This is a genomic window from Clostridioides sp. ES-W-0018-02 (genome assembly GCF_020658175.1).
In the GTDB taxonomy this organism is placed as follows: domain Bacteria; phylum Bacillota; class Clostridia; order Peptostreptococcales; family Peptostreptococcaceae; genus Clostridioides.
Genome location: NZ_JACVVY010000011.1, coordinates 1 through 25,908 on the forward strand (window position 1 = coordinate 1; position 25,908 = coordinate 25,908).

Sequence of the window (25,908 nt, forward strand, 5' to 3'; positions counted from 1 at the left end):
GTTCATATGATTATTGTGATTTTATAGATACACAGTTAGATGATTTTATACTAGAGTACGGAGAAAATGTAGTAGAATCTTGTTTGCATCAAGTAATGGTATTGGTAAGTAAGTATAATTAGATAGATTTTGTTTTCTAGAGAACCCTTTTTAGTTTTATCTACATTTCTATTAATATATACCAATATAAAACGCTCAAATATATTTTTAATATTAAGAATAACCAAAAATGTTAACTAAAAAATATAATTAAGTAGACATTTCTATTAATCTATGATACAATAGTATTTGTGTTAATACACAATTAAATCAAGTATATCTTGATATAGGTTAATAGGAGTATTTTTAATGAATAATGGAATAGTGAAATGGTTTAATAATGAAAAAGGATTTGGTTTTATATCAATAGAAGGTGGAGATGATGTATTTGCTCATTTCTCAGCTATACAAACTTCAGGATTTAAATCATTAGAAGAAGGTCAACAAGTAAGCTTTGATATAGTTAAAGGTGCTAGAGGTCCTCAAGCAGAAAATATAACTATATTATAATATATAGATTTTTCGGGAAAGACTCTTTTAGGGTCTTTTTTTATTGCTAGTATATAAGATAATTATTGATGAAAGAAACAAGATTGTTTGGAGAAATGAAAAAAGCACTCCCCCTCAAGAGAATGCTTAGTTACAGATATAGAAGTGTATTGGTAGTACACTTCTATTTTTTTATTATATCATATAATTTTGTGTATGAAAAAGAGCTATTTAAATCAATTTTAAGGTGTGTTGAGTAATGTTCTTGATAGTTTTTATTAATATATTTCAAAAAAAATAAGCACTCCTATAAAAAGAGTGCTTTGGTGTATGTTAATGTATATATCTAATACAATCATAACATGTCTTATGTTTTAGTATGATAATTTTCGTTCGTTTTATTGTTACAACTTCTACTATAGTTTTCATACTTTAACCATCAACTAAATAAAACTAATTAAGATTACTAGTTAGTCACCTTTTTTAATTTCTTCATCTTCTACATATTCAAGTATATCTCCTGGTTGGCAGTCTAAAGCTTTACAAATTTCATTTAGAGTGGTGAATCTAATAGCTTTTGCTTTACCAGTTTTTAAAATTGATAAATTAGCATTTGTAATGTCTATTTTTTCCGCTAAATCTTTAAGAGATATTTTTCTTTTAGCCATCATTACGTCTAAATTAACTATAATTGACATAGTATACCTCCTAAATAGTTAAATCATTATCTTCTTTTATTTTTATTGCTTTTATAAATACATCTGCAATTACAAAACTCAAGAGAGCAGCTACAAAATATACAAAGGTTGGCACTGTAAAGTAAAATCCGAATCCTAAATCTAAGAATCTTATACCCTCTCCAGTAGTACCAAATGTTGAAATAAATTCAATGATAGAATTTAAAAGTAAAAAGTAACCAATAACTCTAAATCTTTTTACATTTTCATTTACAAATAAGCTATATTCAGTACTACTTAACACTTCTATTAATGACTTTATAATAATAAAATAGGATATGCCTAAAGTAAATATTAATATACCGAATATAGAACCTTGCAGAGTCGCTTCACCACTAAAACAAATATAAGTAAAACCTCTAACTCCTCCCACTGCGAGAGTTAATCCTAAAAGAAAAAATAAAATTTGTAATATACCACTCAATAGACTTTTTATAAATTTATCAGACATCATATAATATTGTTTTTCAATATTTTTTTTATAATAAACAATATTTATTTATTGTTGAAGGTTAAAAATTTTCAGTAGTTATATATAATAAATATTTATTATATATAAAAGATACTGTGCCAAAAAATATAAAAAAGAAGGTAACAACTAACCCTAGTTGCTACCTTTCAATCTATCTATTAATAAAATCTAACGCTTTGTAAAGTGTATCAAATCTATCATTGCCTTTTATTGCAGTATACTTTTCTTTGGTTATAGAATCTCTCTTATTACATGCTCCTCCACCTACAACATATAAATTCTCCGTTTGACCTGGCGTATAGTCTTTTATATCACAGACTCTACATTCATTTTCTTTGTAGTTCCAGCTAATTATTTGTGCTAATACCTTGTCAACTTCTCCCTCGAAAACTACTGTATGCTTATACATTTGTTTCACCTCAATATTATCTATTTTCTTATTTAATATACCCTCAGCTATTAACTTTGCAACTGTATTTTTATTTTTAATATAGTAATCTGTATCTGCTTTACTGTCTACAAAACATACTTCAATTAATATTGCTGGTGTCTTGGTATGTTTAAGCCAATAAAGATCCCTTACATCTATTTTAGCTCCTCTATTTTTAAATATAGTTGATAACTTTGAATTGACTCTTTCAGCATATATTTTCCCATTATTTGTTTTATATAATGTCTCTGTTCCCATAGGGTTTAAGGTTGTATTATTTGCGTTGAAATGGATTTGTACTGCCAAGTCTATGTCCTGTTTATTTGCTATTTGACATTGTTCAGATAGATAATTATTCGATTTATCTATCTTACCAGTATATACAGTTGCTCCACCTTGTTTCAACCATTTAACGATTAAATCAGTTAATATTCTATTTTCTTTTCCTTCATCTATATAGCCAACTGCTCCTGTTCCTTTACCTGTTAGCGTATGCCCTGGTATTATTGCTATTTTCATTGTTTATCACCATCCTTTAGTTGTTTGTAAGTTTGATTTATACCTATTGATATACCCCAACAAATCACGCCTTGTAAGACTGCATCAGCATTTAATCCTAACATCCATACTGAGAAACCTATCCCAAGTATCAATAACACTACTGGAATATACTTATTATCTAACTGTTTATACTTCTTACAACCTGCTCCTATAACATAAAGAGCAGCAACTAAAATTAGCAACTGCTTTGGTATGAAACTTATTAAATTATCCATTTATTTTCCTCCTAATTAAAATATTCCTCTCTGTATTGCAAATATAAAGAACCCTACAAGTGTTGTAATCATTGTTCCAATCAACCACTTTAACATGCTTGTAAGTGAGTTTAAATTCTCACATAGTGCTTTTAATTCTGCTTTAGATTCTATATTTGCTACTTTTAATTCATCTATTTCATCATTATGTTTATTTATTGTTACTTCATGTCGTTTCAAATTATCTTTGAAAAGTTCTTCCTTCATGAAAACCTCCTTATTTGTATTAAAATAAGACTTAGAGGTTATCTAAGTCTTATAAAAAATTTTATAGTATTAACTTTAGTAGTTATAATATTACTCTTACTTTTTTATTTATTGTTGTATAAATTTGTTATATTTCATAAATTTAACTGAAAGCATAAATAGTAATATTACTAACATAACCATTTCCTGATCCATAACAATTAAGTCTAATCATGGTTTTGCCTAAACTTTCAGGATTATTACTAATAAAAGGATAACAACACTCATCAATAACCTTAGAATTAGTTACATTAAGAAAGCCAATTTCTGAGTTAGTCGGACTAAAAGAACCATCAACATCAAAACTATAGATATAATGAACTAAAAAAGTTTTATCTGGGTATACATCACTAGGAGCAGTTGAAGTAATAGCTATATAACGTGGTTTAAATGGAAGTAAGAAGTAATTGTCACCATACCTACTTGATTTATACCCCCCTTCTTCAATTCCAGTACCAAATGTATTAATAAGATAAGTTTTTTTATAAAATTGTACACGACTATTAATTTCTTGCTGCAAACTACTTATAGTCCTATTTAATTGTGTTATGTTATTATTTTTTTCAGTTAATTGATTTTGTAACTCTTGTACACTAGCATCTGTACTATCAAAAGACGTTTTAACCTTATCTGATAACTCAACTAATGTATTATTTAAACTTGATTCAATATTCTTTAGTGCTAATACATTTATAATAGAAGTTTTACCATTTATTAATCCTTCTTTTATTTCACTAACTTTACTTGCTATATCTTGTAGACTTGCGTCATCCTCTAATGGCATTATACTTTTGCTTATACTTAATACTTTTTCTGATGTAACAGTATTATCTGTAGCAATTATTTTTAAAGTGTGTATTGCATTGTCTATAAGTTCATAATTAATTATTTTCTCTGTATATAAATCTGTCATAAAAGTTTCTTTTAATACTCCATCTAAATACCAGTCAATTTTTTTCAGTGCTCCTTCTTCTGTATGAGATACTGTAAATTTTGCTTGTGTAGATGTATATGAATTTACATTAACAGACATAAACCCTTGTAGTAATGTTATTCTGCAAAAACCATGACATGATGGAAAAATAGGACTGTTATAAGTTTCTGGTGTCAAACTATTTGTACTACCATCTAAAGCATAAAAACTAGAATCAACTAAATAGCCACTAGGTTTATAAGAATTTACACTAAGTAAATAACCCGAACCACCCGAGCCCGATGTAGTAATACCACATGCACCACCAAACCAACCGCCACCACCACCGTATTTGACACGATTACTATTAACTGCATAGCCTGTCTTTCCTCCACCTTTGCCAAAACTGCCATTCATAAATGTAGGAAAAGTTTTATCATTAACAATGCCACCAGCAGTTTGTGAAGCACCAATACAAAACTCTAAATCATTAGAAGTAAATCCACCACCTTTACCAGTACCGCCAGTATATTTATCATTAGTCCAACCACCACCGCCACCAGCAACTATAAACCTTGATAGTAAACCTTGTGGGTTATCCCAAGCTCCACCAATAGTTCTAACATCTGTAGCACCCCCACCATCAAAAGCGAGGTTACTAGAACTCAATACATATTCATATGTTAATCCAGCACCATTAAAACCTCTACGGCTTGGATCAGCTATATCATCATAAACAGTAGTTCCATCTTTACCAACATAAATATAAACATTTTTATTTTCGTTAAATGCAAAAATGCCAGTAGTATAGCCCCCACAAGCATTTTTATATTTTTCAGGTGACAAATTAGCATTAGAGCCACCATTAGCACCCCAACATTCAATCTGATACTTTCCTGGTTTTAATGTTACACTTTGTTCACTTCCTGTATAATTAAATTCATAAACTGTTGCCATTTAATCCACCTCTTTCTTAATTTATGATTTTATTGTACCTAATTTTAAAACCATAAACGTCTGCAAAGTGTAGATGAAGTGTAGGCAAAATGTAAATGAATTTATATATTTTTAGAAATAAAAAAGAACCTTCTATACTGTTGGTTCTACTGGTGTTTCTTCTTTATTTAATAAACCTGTTAACTCTAAATATTGTTCCTCTGTAATCCTGTTTACTGCATAAAATACATCCATCTTATGTTGTAAATCCTCTTTAGTAATATAGTTCTTTTGTTTTATCATTAATTTTAATAAATTGTACATATTAATTCTTCCTATAAATTGTTATTTAATTTTATATTTTATACTTCAAAGGCTGTGTTTACTATCTCACTATCTCTATTCTTATTTTCTTTTTTTAATATACTTAATTCTTTTTCTAATGCTTGTAATCTCTTTTGTTCATCAGTCAAGACTATCTCTATATCTTTTAAAACAGGTTCTTTTGTGATTGGATTTATATACTCTATATATTGTTTACTATAGTCTATACTTCCGTGTTCGACATCTAAGAAATGTAATTCTGTTATTGTATCATGTTCTAATATATCTCCTGTTGCTTCTCCTGTTTGAAATATTATTTTTCCATCTTGATTATAAATTATTCTATTTCCTCTATTCATATCAATTCTCCTTTTTTTATTCTATAGCTGTCCAATTAAATGTTGTTCCAGAAATAGCATTTATTTCTGCAGTTGAACCATTTCCTGAAAGATTTTTAAGAGACAAAACAAAACTACTTCTACTAATCCCTTCAACGCTCGCAAGAACAACACCACTAAAATTTTCGTTATTGCCTTTTAATATAGTAGGATTTGTGTTAACAAGATTTGTAAAAAATTTTAGACTACATCTCAAAGCTGAAGCATAAGCAAAATTAAATTCAATTCCACAAGTAACAAAAATTATTGTTGGAGTAAAAAATAAATTCATTGGAATAGTTGTACTCCCGTTTGTAATTTTAGTTTGGTCGAATGTTCCTTTTGCCCATCTTTTCCTTTGTCCCAATTGTGTATTTAATTGAGTTATAGTATTGTTTTTTTGTGTTATTTGATTTTGCAACTCCTGCACACTAGCATCTGAACTATCAAAACTCGTTTTAATTTTCTCTGACAATTCCATAAGTGTATTATTTAAACTTGCTTCTATATTCTTTAATGCTAAAGTATTTATAATACTTGTTTTTCCGTTTCTAAATCCTTCTCCAATCTCTACTAACTTAGAAGATATATCTTGTAAATTAGCATCTGCCGGAAGTGGCATTATACTCTTACTTATAGTAACAACTTGCTCGCAAGTCATATTATACAATTATTTTAAGCATATGAAGTGCATTATACTCAAGTGTGTAGTTAATGGTTTTTTCTAAGTATAAATCTGTAGTAAAAGTTTCTTTTAACACATCATCTATAAACCATTCTATCTTAGATAGTTTATTTTCTTCTGTATGTTCTGCTGTAAAAATAGCTTGTTGCGATGTATAAGAATTAATAACCAGAAAAGGTAATCCTTGAATTGGCGTTATTTTAGCTTTTCCATGCCCTCCTGCAATGCCATCACCTGTTGTTGTAACAGCATTTTCTAGCCAATAATCTTTAGTTGGTATATATCCAGCTGGTTTATAACTATTTTCTGTTAAAACATAGCCACTTCCTCCTCCATACCAACCTCCGCCTCCACCTCCATTATCTTCATATTTACTATCTTTGATTCCACTACCACCTTTTCCAAAAAAACCATCAGTCCCGCTCGTCCCTTTTCCTCCTTTAATTTCCGTTGCTCCCTTACCAAGAGCATCACCACCAATAGCACCTCCTCCATCTCCACCTTTATTTCCAAAGCTATTTCTACCACCTCCACCAGCAACAATTATGCGTGATAATAGCCCTTGCTCATCATCCCAATAACCTCCAATGAGTCTTATATCAACAGCACTTCCACCATTGCAATAAACAAGGTCTTTATTGGCATCACTTTCATGTATTAGTGCTTTCCCGCCACCATTAAATGGAGGAGGTCCCCAGCTATCTCTACCACTACAACCAACATATACATGTAAAGTAGTTTCTTTTTTTAACATTAATTCCCCTTTTGAATATCCTCCCTTGGAACGCAAATTAGGGTCAGCTATAGAACAACCTCCTCCACCTGCAGCTCCCCAGCATTCGAGCAAATACTTACCACGTGGTAAAGTAACAGTTTGCTCACTATATGCACGCTCAAATTCATAAACTTTATCCATTTTAACACTCTCCTTTCTATATAGGTAATATATTATTTATTGTATTTATATTGATTTCATTAAAAGTCTCTATCTTTGCAACCACTTCATCTATTGCCCCTTGCACATTCGTAGCATTAAGATTGCTTGTTGCATTGTTATAACTTGTTTTCTCTGCTGTTGTTTCTATACTATCTACACTAGTTTTTACCTCATTTAATGCACTAACTATATTTGTTTTGTCTGTTGTTTTAAGTAGTGTTGTATCTCCTATTTTATCCCCTAAATCCTTTTTAGCATCATCTATTTTCTTATTTGTTGTTGTATTATTTTCAGTTATCTTTTTATCTAAATTAGTTATACTTGTTTTTATTTTTTCTTCATCTTTTTTAGTTAAAAATATCGCAGTTGGGTCAACAACTAAGGTCACTTTCTCTACATTAGATACCTCTATGATAAATTTTAAATACAAATCTTTCATAGCTCCATTACCAACCTTTGGTTTATACGTTTCGGGGCTTTTACAAACTGCAATCATATCTCCTTCATTATCTATGAGAGCCATTTCTCTAACTGTAAATCCACCTATTGAACCAGGTACACATGCTGTTGCAATAATCCAATTAGGATTATTTTCATCCTTGTCAAAAGCATTTATATTACCTTCCCAAACTTTATTTTTTAATGCTGTTTGGTCTTCTGTTGGATTGTAATAGCTTCCTCCTCCATCACCTGCTTGAATCTTCTCTAGTACTACTGATTTACCTAGCATTCCTGCGTTAGCAATCTTAGCCTTACCTATATTTGTAAGTATAGTGTAAAATTGTTCATCAGCCATTTATACCACCTCCTTTTGGATATACTGTTAATATTTCTGAACTCATGTTATGGGCTAATGCAAACTTAGCTTTGACATTAGCTTTTACTTCTTTACTTGAATAAGGATATACTGTTATTTCTTCACTCATAATTGTTGTTTGTGCAAAATAAGTTTTACTTTTTAATAAAGATACTAACTTATAACTTACAGATAAATGAGAAGGTTTTATAACATTTACTCTCTTATATAAATCTTCTAAATCTCTAGGAAAACCTTGAGTACTGGTTAATTCAACACCAAAAGTATATGGAGATATGTTTTCATTTATTTTTATATTTGCACCTGTATAAGATTGAAGTATCATAGACATTCTTTTAGGTGTCATAATATATTTGCTTTGGAGCTTAGCAATGACTTTTCTTCTTCTAGTTTCTATGGCTTCATCTAGATTAGTAGCTAAACCTACTCTATTTTCCCAAAAACTTAAACCCCATGTTGCAATTTGAGGAAATAATTGTAATTCTATTTCTTTATTTAATAACTCTAAATTATCAAATTCGCTTCCTATAGCTTCATATAAGCTTTGCATTATGATAGATTGTTCATATATTGGTGACAATGTAAGAAGCATTTCTCTACCTTTTTTAGAAGCTATCATCCAACCACCTCGTTAACTATTTCCCCTACTCCGACAACTTGGTCCTGCAATTTTATATTTTCTTTTACATCATTTATAGTAAGATTAGAAAAGTCCTGTATACCTTCGTCTGTCAACATCATAGAACCTACTATTGCTTGTATCGCATTGTATGAGACTGTTCCACCTAAATCAATCTTATCTAAATATTTGTCTATCTTAGTTTTTAGATTGTTTAATACTGTTTCTTCACTAAAACTGTTACTAAATATAAAACTAGCTTTTACATTAATAAGTAATGTTTCGGGTGTTACAACTGTTACTAAAGCCCCGATAGGAGCTTTCCCATCCCTATTTTCTCCTTCTGATATATTTAATGGATATATATAATCTTGAACTTTATTTATCAACTCTTGTGTTGCTGCTTTTCTATTTTTGTCTAGTATTAATACTTTTACTGTCCCCTCTCCATTCCATTCGGGAACTACATAAGCATATCCAACTCCATCTACTTCTTTAGCCCATCTTATATAATCTGAACTAGCTCCACTAAGTTTGTCTTCTTGTTCTGCTACAAGAACTCTTTCTCTAAAATGTTCTTCATCTTCAATATCTGTTCCGCCTTTGAAATCTTCTTTATTAGTAACTGATTTAACACCACTAATAGAACCTAATAAAACAGTTACAGTATTTTGAGATACATTCCCTATAGTTCCTACAATCCTACATTCTGCTTTAATATCTACTGTTTCATTTTCTCCTATAGTTTTAGTTTCAAGAAGCTCAAATTCTATGCTCTGTTTTTCATCTGTAGCTATAGTTGCAACAATAGTTCCTTTTGTAATGATAGTTCCTTGCACACCTGTAAATGTAATCATACCAACCGATTTAGTTGGTTGATTTTTAAATACTCCTTTACATTCTCCCAACCACTCTAAATAGGTTCCATAACTGGTTTGAGGGAATGCTATCTTTAAATTATTTTGTAATCCTAACTGTTTTAATTCAGCTATCTGCTCCGCTGTAGGTCTTGTTGTATCATAGACGAAGTCACCTTCTAATGTAGAAACATCTTGAAAGTTACTTAACATCCTTTGATGAACAGTTTCTTAATCTTCTGTTAAAAATAATGGTATAGGTAGTTCTCTTTCCATGTAATAATCACCTACCTTTTATGTTCCCATCTATGGTTATATTTTCATCATCTCTTGTTAACACATCAAATTCATAATTAACAAGTCTACTATTTTCAAGCCAAACAAATATAAAATTACTAACTTCTTTTGTATATGGATGAACTAAAATAGTTTCTTTTATTAATCTAGTTATTTCAAGCTCTTTTGCATTTTGAGATAAGTTACTAGCAATTAAGTCTTTTATTTCACTTCCATAAACGTTTGTATAAGCTGCTTTTTTGTATCTAGGTGTTAATATAGCCTTTTGACACCATTGTTTATATGCTTGAACTTTATCACATTTTTTTAATGTTCCATCTGCATTTTTGACAAATTCACCTTTTATAAAATCAAATAAAAAAGAACCTTTTAGGTCCAGTTCATTTTCATTATTATTTTTTAATTCTATAGTTTCAAAATTTTCATTAACTGGAAATAGGTTTGGCATTTACAACCCTCCCAATTACTACAAATTCAGCTCCCATAATAGCTACTAAAACATTATCTCCTATAGCCAAGGGTTTTAATTCTTTTGGAGTTTCTATTTTATGTTTATGTCTATATTCTGCACCTAACATTTCATCTGAAAGAGTAAAATAATCCTCTTTCAAGGTTAAAGTCTCTAGCACTAAATAGTCCTGTATTTCATCTTTATAACCATTTACTTTAAGACCATTTGTTGTTATTTCTGCAAGTTCACAACCCATTCCAAAGACTCCATCATTAACACTCTTATTCATTTTTTCTTTTAATATTCTAGCAACCCCATTAAATCTAGCATCAGTCATTTGTATAAAACTTCCTCCTTATATATTCTAAAGTCCCTATATTCAGCTTCATTTTCGGTATAGAATCTAGTGTATGAGTAACATCTATAACATAGTATTCTCTTCCTTTTAGAGATACCTTGTCACCTGCTCTTATTCTATTTATATCTACTACGCAATCAACACTTATTGTTTCTTCTCCACTATTAAACATTGCTTCTGCTGCTTTCTTAGCTTCTTTTGCATTAGTTATCTTTTCATCTTGTTTAATCTTTTGTAGTGTTCCATACTTATCTGAGTCTTTCTTATATGTGCCAATGATAGGTGCTTTTGTATTTTCATCTTTACTCTTACCTAACACTTTTACACTTGTTACTACATCATTAAAACTACTTGTAAAGTTTGCATCTTCTAATATACTATCTAATTTATATACATTTGCATTAGTTCCAAGCTTAAATAATTTCAATTTATTATCCATTCTTACTCTAAATAAATCTCCACCCTTACTAGCTGTTTCTTTTAAGTCTTTTTTTATCATATCTAGTATATTTGTCTTATGTATTACTTTAGCAAGCTTCTTCTCTGTGTTGGCTAGATTGTAGTAAGGTATATTCCTGCTTACAGTAATATTCAATTCTCTGTGTTGCTGTATTTTCTTTAAAACTATATTGTTCTTCTGATTCTTCCATATAGACTGTTCTTTCTCTGCAAGACAATGTTAGTTTCTTACTCTTTTCACTTCTTCTAGTTTCCCATATGACTCCATCAAAGATTGTTTCTTCTTTTTTACTCTCATATGCAATGTCAATTAGAACTATTTTATCACCTTTTTTAATTCCTATATCTTGAAGTTGCTTAGGTTCTACTAATGATACATCCATTTTATATGCAACTCCGTCTATAGCTTCACTTAATGTTATTCCTTCATTAAAATTTGCAATATCATATTTTCCATTTAATATTATTTTCATTTGCTAGGTATCACCAACTTTTGTCCTTTTTTAATAATATTTGGATTTTTACCAATAACTTTTTTATTTTCGGGTATATTATAAATCTCTTTCCACCTTGAACCCTTACCTAAAAGATTTTTAGCTATCTTATATAATGTATCACTTGCTTTAACAGTATATATTTTAGATTTAGTTTGAGTATTAGGTCTATTATCTTTTAAATCTGTTTTAGTATTGCTCTTAGCCTCTTTTTTTAATGTCTCTATCTTCAGTTCTCTGTAAGTTCTAAATGTTATCTCAATGTCTCTATCTTCTTCTCTTCCTGCTGTTTGAGTATTGCTAAAACTAGATATTGTAACTAATCCATTGTAGCCAAAACCAGTTATAATAAGTCTTAGAGGTTCGGCTTGGTCTACCCATTTTTCAAGCATTGCAACTATTTCAATTGGATTTTTTAACTCGCTGTATCTGCAATAAGAAGCATCATATAAATTGGGTAAGAATGTCTTGAATGATATTTCTCTTATCTTCTCCCCTTCTTTTTTAATGTCAAATTCACCTAGATTTACTATATCAACAGTTTCAAATCTTTTTTCTTTTTTTATAGATAAAGAATCTTGTGGGTTTACTGGAAAATGGAAATCTATTTTTTCTTTTTCATTTTTTAGGTATATGTCTATTACCAAGCTATCACTTCCTTTCTAAAGTATTTTTAAATACTACACCGCAGTTTTCTTACCATAAACTCACTTCCTTTGATTTTTTGTATAAAAAAACACCTACCTTTTGAGTAAGTGCTTACTATATTCACCTTTTTATAATTAAATTTATTCATCCAGTTAGATTTATCATCATTGTGTATAAAAAATTTCATCTTTTTATTGACTATAAAAAATATTATAGGCAATATTTTTGCTAATTTGTGGTATAATAAAAGCAAGAAGAACTACAATCTATTTGAAACTAGAGTGAAGTTCTAAAAATTAATGTTTATTTCTTTTAAACTTGATTGTAAGTTTAAAGTCAAAGTCACTCTTAGTCGTGTTTGAGTGGCTTTTTACTTTTTTAAATAACTTACTAGTTAAGTAAACTATTAAACTGGCAACTAAACTTGCTAGTACCCCTTGTAAAAAATTATCCATACATACACACCTCCCTTCTATACGTTGGGAGGATAATCTTTTGTATGAACTCCACTCTATAAATTGTAGATTGCATCTTCTTGCTACAATTATTATATCATATAATTCTTACATATTTTACCTATATATTACTTTTTACATTATAATTACATCCTTTCAATAAAAAACACCTACCATAAGCAAGTGTTTTTGTATAAATATTCATAGTTTAAACTGAAGGATTTAATAATAGTATACTTATTAAATATAAATACATCTCATGTTATTGTTTAACTTCCAATTGAGGCAAACATTTAGTAATAAATCCTTCATTTAAATACATCTCATGTTATTGTTTAACAAAATAATCATAAAAATCTAGTCTAGTATTACAGAGCGGTGAAGTAACTGCTTTACAATGGGATGATATAGACTTAGAAAACAAAATTATACATGTTAGACATACTTTGATAAGTAAAGGAAAAGAAGGTTTTGAATTAGGTACACCTAAGACAGAAAGCTCTTACAGAAAAATAAATATCGGTGATACATTAACAAAAGTTTTGAGGGAACATAAGAAGTTACAAAAAGAAATGAAATTAAAATTTGGTGAATGGTATATAAACTCTAACTTTGTATGTACAAAAGAAATGGGTGAACATGTAACAACGAATAGTTTAAAATATTTAAGTAGAATTGTTAATTATGAGCTTGGTATAGATTTTAATTTTCATAGTTTAAGACATACACATGCTACTATGTTATTAGAAAATGGTGCTAATATAAAAGATATACAACATAGATTAGGACATGCTAAAATATCAACAACTATGGACACATATTCACATGTAACTAACAACATGAGAAACCAAACAGTAAATATTTTTGAAAGCATTGTAGAGTAAATTTGCCACCGAAAAATAATTACGGTGGCAAATCGGTGGCAAATCCACCTTTATAACATCATATAAACAGCTAGAACCCTGTTATTCTCTAATAAGTTTAACTACAGTCTCGCAATGAGGTGTATTTGGGAACATATCCATACACTTGACCAATTTAATCTCATAACCATAACTCTTAAAATCAACCAAATCAACAACCAAAGACTTAGGATTACAAGAAATATAAACAATCTCCTCCGCACCAAATCCACAAATATCTCTAATAGCATCCTTATGAATCCCTGGTCTAGGAGGGTCAACAATAATTAAATCAGGCTTATCCTTTAAATCTTTAACAACCTTAGCAACATCTCCAGCAATAAACTCACAATTAGTAAGTCCATTTAACTTGGCATTCTCATTAGCCGCAGCAACAGCTTCCTCAACTATTTCAATGCCATACACCTTCTTAGCTGCACCAGCCATAACCTGTCCAATAGAGCCAGTCCCACTATATAAATCAAATACAACCTTATCATTGTAATTTCCAATAAAATCTCTGGCAATACTATAAAGAACCTCTGCTCCTTTAGTATTGGTTTGGAAAAATGAAAATGGAGAAATCTTAAATTTAAGCCCTAAAATTTCCTCTTGTATATAATCTCTTCCATATAAAACTCTTAACTCATCACATTGAACAGCATCTGCTAGACCATCATTAATAGTGTGAAGTACACCTACCAACTCAGCTTTTAAATTAAGTTCTAAAAGCATGTCCTTAAATTCATTCATATTAAAATCTTCCTGAGAAGAAGTAACTATATTAACCATAATCTCATTAGTATAAATCCCTTTTCTAACTACAAGATGTCTTAAATATCCCTTGTGATTCATTGTTCTATAATAAGGAAGATTTTTTTCATTGAAAAATTCTACACTAGATACTAATACTTTTGAGAAGTCTTCATCAACTAACATACATTCTTCAACAGTTTGTATATCTATATGCTTTCCTTTTTTATGAAGTCCTAATGTTAAAGGTCCATTTTTTACTTCATCTCCAAAAGTATATTCCATTTTATTTCTATAGTACTTGTTTTCAGGACTTCCTTCTATTCCCAAAAACTGAAACCCAAATAAGTCTTGCTTTAAAAATAAATCCATAACTTGTTTTTCTTTTATTTCTAATTGCTTTTCATATGGCACTGATAGTAATGTACATCCTCCACATTCTCTAAAGTGCTTACAAGGTGTTTCGGTTTCAAGAGGTGAATATTCAAGTAACTCCATCATCTTAACTTCTGCTTTTTTGCTTCTAACTTTTTTAACAGCAGCTTTTACCTTTTGACCACTTATTCCGCCCTTCATATGGATAACTCTATCTCCAACTTGGCTTAAGGATGTGCCTCCAAACTCCATTTTATCTACTTCAAATTCTATAATATCCTTTTTCTTCACAAATTCTCCTCCAATTTACTATAGTATCTTTATTATCTTTCTTCAATCAATTTTACTTCTTCATCTGTTAACTCTCTATATTCGCCTAACTCTAAGCTTTCATCCAACTTTAAATTACCCATAGACAATCTTTTTAAGTATACTACTTTTTTATCTACGCTTTCAAACATTCTTTTAACTTGGTGAAATTTACCTTCATGTATTGTAAGTTCTATCTCTGATTCCTCATCACTCTTTAATATTTTTAACTGAGATGCCATAGTTTTGTACCCATCATCAAGTACTACTCCTTCTGCAAAAGCTTCTACATCTTTTTCAGTCACTATCCCATCAATTTTTGCATAATAAGTCTTAGGCACATGCTTCTTAGGCGATAAAACTCTGTGAGAAAGCTTCCCATCATTAGTTAGAACTAACAATCCCTCTGTGTCTTTGTCTAATCTTCCAACAGGGAATGGCTCAAATGCTAAGTATGATACATCAATCAAATCTAAAACTGTTGGGTCGTATTTATCTGTAGTTGCTGATATATATCCATCTGGTTTATTCATCATTAAATATATATATTCTCTATAGAAAACTTCTTCTCCATTGAATAATATTTCATCGTTTTCAGTATCCACTTGAGTCCCTGGGTTTGAAACTTCACTTCCATTTACTACTACAGAACCTTGCTTACAATATTTCTTTATCTCACTTCTACTTCCATAACCTAAGTTTGAAAGAATTTTATCTATACGTTGCTTCTTAGCCATTAAAAATGTTCTCCATTCTCATAATATTTTTCTTTTTCAAATAATGTAAATGCTAAATCCATACTTTCAACATCTAAATTATTTCTTATACTATCAGTTATTATTCTTGCTACTGTATCTTGTACTTCTTGTCCTCTATCAAACCATGCTATCTCAACAAAAGGATACACTTCTGCTATTTTACCATCTCTTATTGCAACTGATTTTATACATTCTATCTCAAAGTAATCTCTTGGACATTTTACAGCTTCAACTAAAGCATCTATCATTTTTTCACTTATTTTACATATATCATTTTCATGAATTCCTCTTATCTTTATCTGTGGCATATTGACTCCTTTATTTAACCCTTCTTTATTTTAATTCTTCCTAAATTGTTGCTATTCTTTATTATTCTGCCTAATCCTATTATCTTCTATTTAACATTATACTTGTAATTTATAGTTATTACAATTTACTATGTACTTTTTTTGATTTAACGTTATAATATAAGTGATGGGTAAATTTTAAAAGTTAATAGGAGGAGTTTAAAATGGCATTAATTAATACAAAAGAAATGTTTAAAAAAGCTTACGAAGGTGGATTTGCTATAGGTGCATTTAACATAAGTGACTTAGAACAATTACAAGGTGTTTTAAAAGCTGCTAAAGCTAAAAATTCTTATGTTATGATACAAGCTTCTATGTCAGCTGTTAAATATGCTGGACCTCATACTTTAGTTGAGATGGTTAAAGCTGCTTCTGATGAAATAGGTGTAGATGTAGCTCTTCACTTAGATCATGGTCCAAATATGGATGCTATTAAAACTTGTATTGATGCTGGTTTCTCTTCAGTTATGATAGATGGATCTCATTTTGACTTTGAAGAAAATGTTAAAATAACTAAAGAAGCTGTTGAATATGCACACTCTAAAGGTGTTGTTGTTGAAGCAGAACTTGGTGTTTTAGCTGGAACAGAAGATGATGTTACTTCTGATGTTCATAAATATACTCAACCTGCTGAAGCAGTTGAATTTGTTGAAAGAACAGGAGTTGATTCATTAGCAATAGCTATAGGAACTTCTCATGGTGCTTTCAAATTCAAAGGAGAAGCTAAATTAAGATTCGATATACTAGAAGAAATCCAAAGCAAATTACCAGGTTTCCCAATAGTTCTTCATGGTGCATCTGCTGTTGACCAAAACGCTGTTGCTACATGTAATGAATTTGGTGGAAATATAGCTGGAGCTAAAGGTGTACCTGTAGACATGTTAAGAAAAGCATCTTCTATGGCTGTTTGTAAAATAAACATGGATACTGACTTAAGACTAGCTATGACTGCTGCTGTTAGAAAATTCTTAGCTGAAAATCCAAAAGAATTTGACCCAAGAAAATACATTGGTGCTGGTAGAGATGCTATACAAGCTGTAGTTGAAAGTAAAATAGATGATGTTTTAGGTTCTGCTAACTCTATAAACTAATATAACTTTTAAATATTTATAAAAGAAAAGAGATGACTTAGAGTAATTAAATTTATTTCTAAGCCATCTCTTTTAAGTTGTATATAGGTTATGTATTTAAAAATATATTTTTTTATAAAATTAATTAATATAGCATATAATTATCTACTAAACACGAATATATCCGCTTTTTATCTTTCTATGTATTGTAGAAGGATATATGCCTATCACTTCGGCTGCCTTTGTTATTGAACCATATTTATTTATAGCCTTACTTATCATTATTTGGTCTACCATTTTATATGCATCATTCAGATTCATAATTCCATTTACCACTATTGGTGATAAATCATTTGATTCGTTATCAATCATATCCAGATTTATAAGCATATTAAATTCATCTTCTCCAATTACGTTTTTGGCTGATAATACTACAAATCTTTCAATAATATTTTTTAACTCTCTTATATTTCCTGGCCAAGAGTATTCTTCCAATAATTCAATAACCTTAGGTGAAACTTCTACTTCTCTATTGTACTTATCATTATAAAGTTTTAGGAAGTAGTCCACTAATGGAACTATATCTTCTTTTCTCTCTCTAAGTGGTGGTATCTTTACTGGAATAACACTCAATCTATAGTATAAATCTTGTCTAAATTTAAGGTTGTTTCTAAGGTCCTCATGAGAAATATTAGTGGCACTTATATATCTAACATCTATCTTTATAGGTTTACTCCCACCAATTCTAGTAATTGTGTTTTCTTGTATAACTCTAAGTAATTTTTTTTGCATTTGCATTGGCAATTCACCTATTTCATCCAAGAATATAGTTCCACCATTTGCTTCTTCAAAAAGTCCTTTTTTACCCTTTTTCTTAGCTCCAGTAAAAGAACCTTCTTCATATCCAAAAAACTCTGATTCTAATAATTCATTTGGTATAGCCCCACAGTTTATAGCTATAAAAGGCTTTTCCCTTCTTGAACTATACTTATATATTGTCCTAGCTATAATTTCTTTTCCTACGCCTGATTCTCCATTTATAAATATAGAAGAATCTGATGCTGCAGCTCTTTTGACAACTTTTTTTATATTGTCCATAGTCTTACTTTGGCTTATATACTCTGTATCTTCTGATACATCACTATATCTTATCTGAGATTCAAGTTTAATAACCCTTGATATATCTCTTCCTGTAAGTACTCCTCCTGTAAGTTTTCCTTTTGAGTCCCATATTGGAACGGCTGTATAAGCGATAAGCTTTCCATCAGGATAAACAATATTTCTATAAATCTTTTTCTTTACCTTAAGCATATTTAATATTATTGGTTCTTCAACTAACCCCTGTCTGACAAGATCTGTTATATTTCTACCAAGTACTTCAGTTCTTTTAAAAGGTAAAATCTCATCACTGACAGTATTCATCTTTTCAATTACTCCATCTTTGTTAAATACAACGACAACTTCATCTATATGTTCTATTATATCCTCAACTATTTTGTCAGATATTACAGACTTCTCAAATAAATAAACTATGTTATTTTCATTATCATTATCTTTCATATTATAAATATGTGCAGTCATTCTTAATTCTCTAAAAGCTATTTTCTTTTTATTATTCACCAGTATATCTTTTTTGTCAAAATTTGAATCTAATTCATTTATATTTTTAGGTCTTTTTATATCGAGAAAGCTAAAAATATTATCTATTAGATGATTACAGTATATTATTTCGCCTGACTCTTTGCATAAAATAACTGGATTTTCTACATGTTCTATAAGCCCTATCAAATTATTATCCATCAATATTCGCACCTTTCATTAAGTAATTTATTGAACTACATACAAAATTTATTGTTTGCTTACAATAAATACTATTAGCACATACAACCAACTCCTTATTTGTCTTTTTTTAATATCTTGCTTCATTAAAATACAACTTACAGATAATTTTAATGGTCATAGTTTGTTAAAAATTTCATTTTGCTTTTAATTGTATTTTATCACATATTCGGTAATTATTTGTCTGTTTAACACAATTTAATTAAAATTAGTGCTTATTTTTGAAAATAAAGATAATCCTTATAGAATATGACTCACATTTTGTAAGTAATATACATATAAGGATTATCTAGATATCTTGTATTATAAAATTTTATTCAAACAGACTCTTTAATAACTGACAAATACAATTTAGTAATAACCATATTATGTAATAATATTTATGTTACTAACTAATAAGGCTTATTTCATCAGTAATATTTAGGTACTTGTTACCTATTAAGCTTTTATAGCTTCTAATAAATCATCAACGCTATCTAATTTATCTATAAGCATTGGAACTATTTCATGTAAGTCACCAACTACTCCATAATCAGCAATTTCTAATATTGGAGCTGCTGGGTTTTTGTTTATAGCAATTATGAAATCTGATGATTGCATACCTGCTAAATGTTGTATTGCTCCTGATATACCACAAGCTATGTATAGGTTTGGTTTAACAGTAGTTCCTGTTTGACCTACTTGGTGAGAATGGTCTATCCATCCAGCATCTACAGCTGCACGAGAAGAACCAACTACTCCACCTAATTTGTCAGCTAATTGTTTAAGCATTTCAAATCCTTCAGGTCCACCTAATCCTAGACCACCTGATACTATAACATTTGCATCTGTAAGAGATACTAAATCTTTTTTACTCTTAACTGTTTCTAAAACAGTAGTTCTTATATCATCTTGAGTTATTTTGTAATCTAATGCTATAACTTCACCAGTTCTTGTTTCGTCTTTTTCAGCTTTATCCATAACTCCAGGTCTAACTGTAGACATTTGAGGTCTATGGTTTGGACAAATGATTGTAGCCATTATGTTTCCACCAAATGCTGGACGAGTTTGTTTTATTTTCTTATCTTCTGGGTCTATTTCTAGTTTAGTACAGTCTGCTGTTAATCCAGTTCCTACTCTTGAAGCTATTCTAGGTGCTAAGTCTCTACCTATATGAGTTGCTCCGAAAAGCATTATTTCTGGTTTTATTTCATCTATTGCATCTTTTATTACTTTTGTATATGCATCAGTTGTATATTTTTCTAAAAGAGCATCGTCTGCAACATAAACTTTATCAGCTCCATAAGAAATTAATTCTTTAGCTAATCCATCAACATCTTTTCCTAATAATACTGCACAAAGTTCTGCATCTACTTCTTTAGCTAATTTTCTTCCTTCTCCTAATAATTCGATAACTACTGGAGTTATTTTTCCATCTCTTTGCTCTGCAAATATCCATACGTTTTTATAAGAACTTAAATCTTTTATATCATTCATAGTTTGTACTCCTCCAACTTATATAATGTGCTTTTGTTTTAGACCTATTATTATTTTGTTAGCTATTTCGTCAGCTTTACCTTCTAAGATTTCTCCTTTTCCTCTTGGCTCAGGAGTAAATGATCTAAATACTTTAGTTGGTGATGCTTTTAAGCCAACTTCTTCTTTATTTACGTCTAAATCATCAATTGTCCAAACTTTTACATCATGTTTATATGCTTTAACTATTTTATCAACAGACATATATCTAGGTGCATTTAATTCTTTTACTGCTGTTAAAAGTACAGGTGTACTTACTTTAATTAATTCATATCCATCTTCTAATTGTCTTTGAACTATTATGTCTTTTCCTTCTATTTTGAAGTCTTGTACATATGTAACTTGAGGAATGTTTAATTTTTCTGCAATTTGTGGTCCAACTTGTGCAGTATCTCCATCTATTGCTTGTCTTCCTGCAAATATTATATCATAGTCGCCTATTTTAGATATTCCTGCTGCGATAGTATTTGATGTAGCCCAAGTATCAGCTCCTCCAAATGCTCTATCACTTAATAATATTGCATCATCAGCCCCCATAGCTAAACACTCTCTTAGCATAAAATCTGCTTGAGGAGGTCCCATTGTTATAACTGTTATAGTTACATCATCATGCTCATCTTTAATTTTTAATGCTTCTTCTAATGCATTTGCATCATCTGGGTTTAATATACTTGGAACTCCATCTCTTATAAGAGTACCTGTTTCTTTATTTATTCTTACTTCGTTAGTATCTGGAACTTGTTTTACGCAAACTAATATTTTCAAAGTCTATACCTCCAATTTCATTAGATTATTTATTATTTTAATACGTTTGATGAAATTACCATTTTTTGAACTTCTGATGTTCCTTCGTATATTGATACGATTCTAGCATCTCTGTACATTCTTTCGATTTCATAATCTTTTATGAATCCATATCCACCGTGAAGTTGTAATGCTTTATAAGCAACTTCATTTGCAACTTCTGCTGCATAGTATTTAGCCATTGCAGATTCTTGAGCAACTCTCATTCCTGCATCTCTCTTTTGTGCTGCATCATAAACTAATCCTCTAGCTGCACAAACTTTTGTTTCCATATCAGCTATAGTAAATTGAGTATTTTGGAATTTAGCTATAGGCTTACCAAATTGAACTCTTTGTTTTGTATATTTAACAGCTTCATCTAAAGCACCTTGAGCAATTCCTAGAGCTAAGGCAGCAACACCTATTCTACCTACTTCTAAAGTACCCATTGCTATTTTAAATCCATTACCTTCTTTTCCTATAAGGTTTTCTTTTGGAACTTTAACATTTTCAAATATTAAGTCAGAAGTTTCAGTTCCTCTTATACCCATCTTATCTTCATGAGCTCCTGTTGAGAAACCATCCCATTTGCTTTCTACTATAAATGCTGATGTTCCTCTAAGACCTTTAGATCTATCTGTAACTGCTATTACTATAGCTATATCGCAGAATGGTCCATTAGTTATGAAAGTTTTTCTACCATTTAATATGTAGTGGTCTCCTACTAATTCTGCTGTAGTTTGTTGTCCACCAGCATCAGAACCAGCTCCTGGCTCAGTTAAACCAAATGCTCCTATTAACTCACCTGTTGCTAAACCTCTTAAGTATTTTTGTTTTTGCTCTTCAGTACCATTGTAAAGTATTGGTAATGTAGCAAGAGAAGAACCAGCTGTAACGAAAGTAGCTGTTGAAGCACATCTTCTAGCTATTTCTTCCATTATGATAGCGTAAGAAACATATCCTGCTCCCCCACCACCATATTCTTCTGGGATATTACTGCTTATAAATTTTGTTTCAGCTAATTTTTTGATTAATTCCTTAGGCATTACACCTGTTTTATCCATTTCTGCTGGTAAAGTATCTAATTCTTTACTAACAAAATCTCTTACTGCTTTTCTTAAAAGTTCTTGCTCTTTGTTATATAACATAGCTTCCTCCAATTTTCATATTTTATAGTAAATTTATTTTAATGAACTTAAGCTAAACTCATCATCTCAGCAAAAGTTTGAATACGAGTTCTTGCTTGTTCATTATTCTGAGTTTGTTGGTCGATTTCAACATATAAAGTAGGTATTCCACTATCTTCTATATCTTTCTTAACTAAAGGATAATCGTATTCTTCTGGGTCACAGAATTTCATCATACAGAAGATAACACCATCTACATCTTTCTTTTTAACTTCATCTACTATAAGTGACCCACGTTTTTTCTTAGGGTCATAAGCTAATGAACAACCTTCTATGTTTGACCATTGTCTTGCTAATCTTTCTAATGCATCATCACCTGCAGGCACATCTGTTCTGAATTGTCTTGTTTCTTGAGCTAAATCATCAGCTACTACTGCTATATTATTGTCTTCTAAAATATCTAATATATCTTTAGAATCTGCTAATATACCTGTCAATAAAACTTTCTTTCCAGAACAGACTTCTTCTGGCATTGTGTTTAATTTTGCTATTAAATCTTTTACTAATTTAGTGTGTTCTTCTTTTCTCATAAAGAATCCACTTTTAATTACTAAGCTTCTTATTGATGGTTTTATAGTATTAGAATGTTTATAAGCTACTTCAACAAAGTCTCTCATAGTTTTTCTATGTTCATTGTAAATTTCTATACTTTCATGAATTTTTGCTTCTTCTATTTCATAACCACATATTTCTTCAAGTTCTCTTTTTACACCTTTGTATTCACTGATTAGGTATTTTACACCAGCTTCAAGTTTTCTGTTTTGTGGGTGTACTAATGATATATATTTTATGTGAGGTACTGCTGATTTCCAGTTTTGTCCTAAACAAATTAATGTGTCACACATACCTGGTATGATAACTCCAGATAATTCATCATATGCACCTTTTAATCCATACTCTAGACATGATTGCATTATTGAACATGCAAATGCAGGGAAATATTGTTTAGCTAAATCTAATTCTGTTTGTCCTCCCCATATACCAACTGGAAGCATTCCAGCTGCATGTATAATTTCTTCTGGGCAATAAACTGGGAAACAACCTATAGCTTTTTTACCAGTTGCATTTTTATATTCTTTTACAGCCTTATTTGGATTTTCAACTACTTCTTTCATTTTAGATAAAATAGCTTCCATTATATCTCACCTCTATTAAGTTTTTTTCTTTCTTCCATTACTTCAACTAAACCTTGAATTCTTGTTTCAAATTGAGCATTAGTAAAGGCTCTAGGGTCAGCTTGGTCACCATCAAATCCAGCATATGGTAATCCAGTTTCTTCAGCTGCTCTTCTTTGCATTTCATATTGTATTAAACTCATAAGTTTACAGCTTCTGTTCATATGATAGAATGCTCCATCACATTTACCCTCTACTAAAGAATCAACTCTATATTTTGTCATACGGTCTAAGTTTACATTGTTAAACATAGTACTGTATGCTACTGCCATTCCATCTAAATCATTAACTTCATATTGTAATGCCCAAGCATGTGGATAAACACTACCTGTCATATTAACTCCAAATTTAGCTAATGTTTTCATTTTATATCCAATATATGGCCAGCAAGGTATACCTTCCATCATTATTCTGTACTTTTCTTCTCCTCTGAAAGAAGATTTTCCAGTTTTCATATTATCTTCTAACTCTTCTATAAGTAATTTAAATGCTTCTGTAGTTTCTTTTTTACCTCTAGCACAAACTATTACAGCCATATAAGTAAATAAATCAAATCCATTCATTGGTGAAGGAGAAGAATCTGCTGGTAAACTCATAGAATATTTCCATAGTCTTCCGTTCTCAGCTGATACTTTCATTACTTCTTCAAATTTCTTAGGGTCAAATTTCTTTCCTGATATAATTTCTAACTGTTTTATAGCCTCTTCAAATTGAGCTTTTATATAGTCTATTCTAGATTGAGTTACTTCATCTTCATTATTGAAAGTTGTATCAATCATTATTAAAGGTATATCTAATTCTCTTGAAATATTTTCATACCATTTTATAACTTGATTACATATATTATTACAGCAAAGTAGGAAATCTGGAGCTGGCATATCTAAAGCTTCACATCCACCATTTTCTAAAAGACCAAAGTTTGTTCTTGCATATGCACATAGGTCGATAGAATATCCTTTAGATTCAGCCATTTCACATAATTCTAAAGAACCTTTTTTAGCCGCTACCCCAGCTGCTTGATTTTCTGGATATAATACATTTAAGTCAAATACTTCTGCTAACTCTTGAGGAAATACTGATGTTGACCAACCTACAGGTCTTCCTTCTTCTTTAGCTTTAAATGCATTTGCATATTGTTCAGCTAATAAATCGTTTATTACTACTCTAGCTTCTTTTTTTTCAGACATTGTCATCCCTCTTTTTATATATTTTTCACTTCTTTTTGTGATTCTTTTGCTTCATCAAAAGCATATAATGCTGCTCCTAAAGCACCAGTTAATTGAGGTATATCAGGTACAATAATTTCTGTATTGATTTCTCTTGCCATAGCTCTTACAATTCCACTATTTCTGGCAACTCCACCAACCATTACTACGTTTCTTTGTACTCCTATTCTTTTTGCTAGGCTAGAAACTCTCTTTGCTACTGAAGTGTGAATACCTGCTACTATATCTTCAATTTTTGCATTTTCTGATAAGTGTGATATAACTTCAGATTCTGCAAACACTGTGCATGTACTACTTATTGATACTTCATTTTGAGAATTCATAGATATACTTCCGAGTTCAGATACATCAACCTCTATTATTTTTGCCATTACATCTAAAAATCTTCCTGTACCTGCAGCACATTTGTCATTCATAAGAAAGTTTAGTAATCTTCCATTCTTATCTAGCTTTAGTACTTTAGCATCTTGACCACCTATATCAATAATGGTTCTTGTTTCTGGAATTATGAAGTTTACTCCTCTAGCATGACAACTTAACTCACTTATCTGTTTGTCAGCATCAGAATATTTCATTCTCCCATATCCTGTAACTACTATTTTTTCAATGTCTTCTCTTCCAAGACCTGACTCACTGTATAATTTTTCCAAAACTCTTGATGGTCCAGTAGTCCCAGTACCAGAAGATATCGTAGCTGAAACCACAATATCCTCTCCATCTTTTAAAATTACTCCCTTTGATGCAGTTGAACCTATATCTAATCCCATTGTATACATCTTTAGTATTCTCCTTTCCCAAAATCTAGAAATACTAA

At 30.3% G+C, this 25,908-nt stretch carries 29 protein-coding genes and 2 pseudogenes; 3 read left to right on the top strand and 28 right to left on the bottom strand.

Annotation, left to right across the window (positions count from 1 at the left end):
- Positions 1 to 348: 348 nt before the first annotated feature.
- A complete protein-coding gene (locus IC219_RS17730) occupies positions 349 to 549 on the top strand; it encodes a cold-shock protein (RefSeq protein WP_021384215.1) in 201 nt (66 codons plus the stop codon).
- A gap of 449 nt (positions 550 to 998) precedes the next feature.
- On the opposite strand, the gene IC219_RS17735 is transcribed toward IC219_RS17730, so the two are convergent.
- From IC219_RS17735 to IC219_RS17815, 18 genes and pseudogenes are all read right to left on the bottom strand, one after another.
- Positions 999 to 1,226, bottom strand: coding sequence for a helix-turn-helix domain-containing protein (locus IC219_RS17735; protein WP_227831674.1), 228 nt, complete (start codon positions 1,224 to 1,226; stop codon positions 999 to 1,001).
- Between the two features lie 10 nt (positions 1,227 to 1,236).
- Positions 1,237 to 1,716 (bottom strand): DUF2975 domain-containing protein, encoded by a 480-nt coding sequence (locus tag IC219_RS17740; protein WP_413926961.1) that lies wholly within the window; start codon positions 1,714 to 1,716, stop codon positions 1,237 to 1,239.
- A gap of 172 nt (positions 1,717 to 1,888) precedes the next feature.
- Positions 1,889 to 2,686, bottom strand: coding sequence for an N-acetylmuramoyl-L-alanine amidase (locus IC219_RS17745; RefSeq protein ID WP_227831676.1), 798 nt, complete (start codon positions 2,684 to 2,686; stop codon positions 1,889 to 1,891).
- Positions 2,683 to 2,943 carry a phage holin family protein gene (locus tag IC219_RS17750; protein WP_227831677.1) on the bottom strand — a complete coding sequence of 87 codons (261 nt, stop codon included), beginning with the start codon at positions 2,941 to 2,943 and terminating at the stop codon, positions 2,683 to 2,685. The genes IC219_RS17745 and IC219_RS17750 overlap by 4 nt, the downstream gene beginning before the upstream one ends.
- A 15-nt stretch (positions 2,944 to 2,958) precedes the next feature.
- Positions 2,959 to 3,189 carry a hemolysin XhlA family protein gene (locus IC219_RS17755; RefSeq protein WP_227831678.1) on the bottom strand — a complete coding sequence of 77 codons (231 nt, stop codon included), beginning with the start codon at positions 3,187 to 3,189 and terminating at the stop codon, positions 2,959 to 2,961.
- Positions 3,190 to 3,331: 142 nt separating this feature from the next.
- Complete coding sequence (locus tag IC219_RS17760) at positions 3,332 to 5,098, bottom strand: glycine rich domain-containing protein (protein WP_227831679.1); 1,767 nt, start codon at positions 5,096 to 5,098, stop codon at positions 3,332 to 3,334.
- 132 nt (positions 5,099 to 5,230) lie between these two features.
- On the bottom strand, positions 5,231 to 5,401 hold the full coding sequence (locus tag IC219_RS17765; protein ID WP_227831680.1) for a hypothetical protein: 171 nt from the start codon (positions 5,399 to 5,401) through the stop codon (positions 5,231 to 5,233).
- A 38-nt stretch (positions 5,402 to 5,439) separates the two neighbouring features.
- Positions 5,440 to 5,760: a hypothetical protein gene (locus IC219_RS17770; protein ID WP_227831681.1), complete on the bottom strand. Its 321-nt coding sequence runs from the start codon at positions 5,758 to 5,760 to the stop codon at positions 5,440 to 5,442.
- Positions 5,761 to 5,776: 16 nt separating this feature from the next.
- A pseudogene (locus tag IC219_RS17775) lies at positions 5,777 to 7,379 on the bottom strand (glycine-rich protein).
- A 16-nt stretch (positions 7,380 to 7,395) separates the two neighbouring features.
- A complete protein-coding gene (locus IC219_RS17780) occupies positions 7,396 to 8,196 on the bottom strand; it encodes a phage tail protein (RefSeq protein WP_227831682.1) in 801 nt (266 codons plus the stop codon).
- The gene (locus tag IC219_RS17785) at positions 8,189 to 8,836 is read right to left on the bottom strand and encodes a YmfQ family protein (protein WP_227831683.1); all 648 of its coding nucleotides are present in this window, start codon (positions 8,834 to 8,836) and stop codon (positions 8,189 to 8,191) included. Before IC219_RS17785 ends, IC219_RS17780 begins: the two co-directional genes overlap by 8 nt.
- Positions 8,833 to 9,906: a baseplate J/gp47 family protein gene (locus IC219_RS17790; protein ID WP_227831684.1), complete on the bottom strand. Its 1,074-nt coding sequence runs from the start codon at positions 9,904 to 9,906 to the stop codon at positions 8,833 to 8,835. The genes IC219_RS17785 and IC219_RS17790 overlap by 4 nt, the downstream gene beginning before the upstream one ends.
- 70 nt (positions 9,907 to 9,976) lie before the next feature.
- Positions 9,977 to 10,438, bottom strand: coding sequence for a DUF2634 domain-containing protein (locus IC219_RS17795; RefSeq protein ID WP_227831685.1), 462 nt, complete (start codon positions 10,436 to 10,438; stop codon positions 9,977 to 9,979).
- Positions 10,416 to 10,778 (bottom strand): hypothetical protein, encoded by a 363-nt coding sequence (locus IC219_RS17800; protein WP_227831686.1) that lies wholly within the window; start codon positions 10,776 to 10,778, stop codon positions 10,416 to 10,418. Before IC219_RS17800 ends, IC219_RS17795 begins: the two co-directional genes overlap by 23 nt.
- Positions 10,771 to 11,394 carry a hypothetical protein gene (locus IC219_RS22080; RefSeq protein ID WP_413926959.1) on the bottom strand — a complete coding sequence of 208 codons (624 nt, stop codon included), beginning with the start codon at positions 11,392 to 11,394 and terminating at the stop codon, positions 10,771 to 10,773. Before IC219_RS22080 ends, IC219_RS17800 begins: the two co-directional genes overlap by 8 nt.
- Positions 11,327 to 11,731: a hypothetical protein gene (locus IC219_RS22085; RefSeq protein WP_413927530.1), complete on the bottom strand. Its 405-nt coding sequence runs from the start codon at positions 11,729 to 11,731 to the stop codon at positions 11,327 to 11,329. The genes IC219_RS22080 and IC219_RS22085 overlap by 68 nt, the downstream gene beginning before the upstream one ends.
- Positions 11,728 to 12,399: a LysM peptidoglycan-binding domain-containing protein gene (locus IC219_RS17810; RefSeq protein WP_227831687.1), complete on the bottom strand. Its 672-nt coding sequence runs from the start codon at positions 12,397 to 12,399 to the stop codon at positions 11,728 to 11,730. The genes IC219_RS22085 and IC219_RS17810 overlap by 4 nt, the downstream gene beginning before the upstream one ends.
- 297 nt (positions 12,400 to 12,696) lie before the next feature.
- Complete coding sequence (locus IC219_RS17815) at positions 12,697 to 12,855, bottom strand: type I toxin-antitoxin system toxin (RefSeq protein WP_021369367.1); 159 nt, start codon at positions 12,853 to 12,855, stop codon at positions 12,697 to 12,699.
- 389 nt (positions 12,856 to 13,244) lie between these two features.
- On the opposite strand from IC219_RS17815, the pseudogene IC219_RS17820 reads away from it, so the two are divergent.
- Positions 13,245 to 13,739, top strand: a pseudogene (locus tag IC219_RS17820) (site-specific integrase); the annotation flags it as partial.
- 81 nt (positions 13,740 to 13,820) lie between these two features.
- On the opposite strand, the gene rlmD reads toward IC219_RS17820, so the two are convergent.
- The 3 genes from rlmD to IC219_RS17835 are packed head-to-tail and all read right to left on the bottom strand — an operon-like array spanning position 13,821 to position 16,260.
- Positions 13,821 to 15,176 carry a 23S rRNA (uracil(1939)-C(5))-methyltransferase RlmD gene (rlmD, locus tag IC219_RS17825; protein ID WP_227483381.1) on the bottom strand — a complete coding sequence of 452 codons (1,356 nt, stop codon included), beginning with the start codon at positions 15,174 to 15,176 and terminating at the stop codon, positions 13,821 to 13,823.
- 32 nt (positions 15,177 to 15,208) lie between these two features.
- Positions 15,209 to 15,931 (bottom strand): pseudouridine synthase, encoded by a 723-nt coding sequence (locus IC219_RS17830; protein WP_227435435.1) that lies wholly within the window; start codon positions 15,929 to 15,931, stop codon positions 15,209 to 15,211.
- Positions 15,931 to 16,260, bottom strand: coding sequence for a DUF1904 domain-containing protein (locus IC219_RS17835; protein ID WP_227435437.1), 330 nt, complete (start codon positions 16,258 to 16,260; stop codon positions 15,931 to 15,933). The genes IC219_RS17830 and IC219_RS17835 overlap by 1 nt, the downstream gene beginning before the upstream one ends.
- A gap of 203 nt (positions 16,261 to 16,463) precedes the next feature.
- Here IC219_RS17835 and fba point away from each other — a divergent pair, with 203 nt between their 5' ends.
- Positions 16,464 to 17,390 carry a class II fructose-1,6-bisphosphate aldolase gene (gene fba / locus IC219_RS17840; RefSeq protein WP_227483382.1) on the top strand — a complete coding sequence of 309 codons (927 nt, stop codon included), beginning with the start codon at positions 16,464 to 16,466 and terminating at the stop codon, positions 17,388 to 17,390.
- A 147-nt stretch (positions 17,391 to 17,537) separates the two neighbouring features.
- Here the strand turns inward: fba and IC219_RS17845 are convergent, their stop codons facing one another.
- The 7 genes from IC219_RS17845 to hadI all read right to left on the bottom strand — a co-directional run bounded on the left by IC219_RS17845 (position 17,538) and on the right by hadI (position 25,870).
- The gene (locus IC219_RS17845) at positions 17,538 to 19,169 is read right to left on the bottom strand and encodes a sigma-54 interaction domain-containing protein (RefSeq protein WP_227435441.1); all 1,632 of its coding nucleotides are present in this window, start codon (positions 19,167 to 19,169) and stop codon (positions 17,538 to 17,540) included.
- A gap of 477 nt (positions 19,170 to 19,646) precedes the next feature.
- Positions 19,647 to 20,684, bottom strand: a complete 1,038-nt coding sequence (locus IC219_RS17850; RefSeq protein WP_227435443.1) for an electron transfer flavoprotein subunit alpha/FixB family protein — start codon at positions 20,682 to 20,684, stop codon at positions 19,647 to 19,649.
- Positions 20,685 to 20,702: 18 nt separating this feature from the next.
- Complete coding sequence (gene etfB, locus IC219_RS17855) at positions 20,703 to 21,488, bottom strand: electron transfer flavoprotein subunit beta (RefSeq protein WP_227435445.1); 786 nt, start codon at positions 21,486 to 21,488, stop codon at positions 20,703 to 20,705.
- A 32-nt stretch (positions 21,489 to 21,520) separates the two neighbouring features.
- Positions 21,521 to 22,654, bottom strand: a complete 1,134-nt coding sequence (gene acdB / locus IC219_RS17860) for a putative isocaproyl-CoA dehydrogenase AcdB (protein ID WP_227435447.1) — start codon at positions 22,652 to 22,654, stop codon at positions 21,521 to 21,523.
- A gap of 47 nt (positions 22,655 to 22,701) precedes the next feature.
- Positions 22,702 to 23,829 carry a (R)-2-hydroxyisocaproyl-CoA dehydratase subunit beta gene (gene hadC, locus IC219_RS17865; RefSeq protein WP_227435455.1) on the bottom strand — a complete coding sequence of 376 codons (1,128 nt, stop codon included), beginning with the start codon at positions 23,827 to 23,829 and terminating at the stop codon, positions 22,702 to 22,704.
- The gene (gene hadB / locus IC219_RS17870; RefSeq protein WP_169468259.1) at positions 23,829 to 25,055 is read right to left on the bottom strand and encodes a (R)-2-hydroxyisocaproyl-CoA dehydratase subunit HadB; all 1,227 of its coding nucleotides are present in this window, start codon (positions 25,053 to 25,055) and stop codon (positions 23,829 to 23,831) included. The genes hadC and hadB overlap by 1 nt, the downstream gene beginning before the upstream one ends.
- 14 nt (positions 25,056 to 25,069) lie before the next feature.
- Positions 25,070 to 25,870 carry a 2-hydroxyisocaproyl-CoA dehydratase activator HadI gene (hadI, locus tag IC219_RS17875; protein ID WP_227831688.1) on the bottom strand — a complete coding sequence of 267 codons (801 nt, stop codon included), beginning with the start codon at positions 25,868 to 25,870 and terminating at the stop codon, positions 25,070 to 25,072.
- Positions 25,871 to 25,908 lie beyond the last annotated feature (38 nt).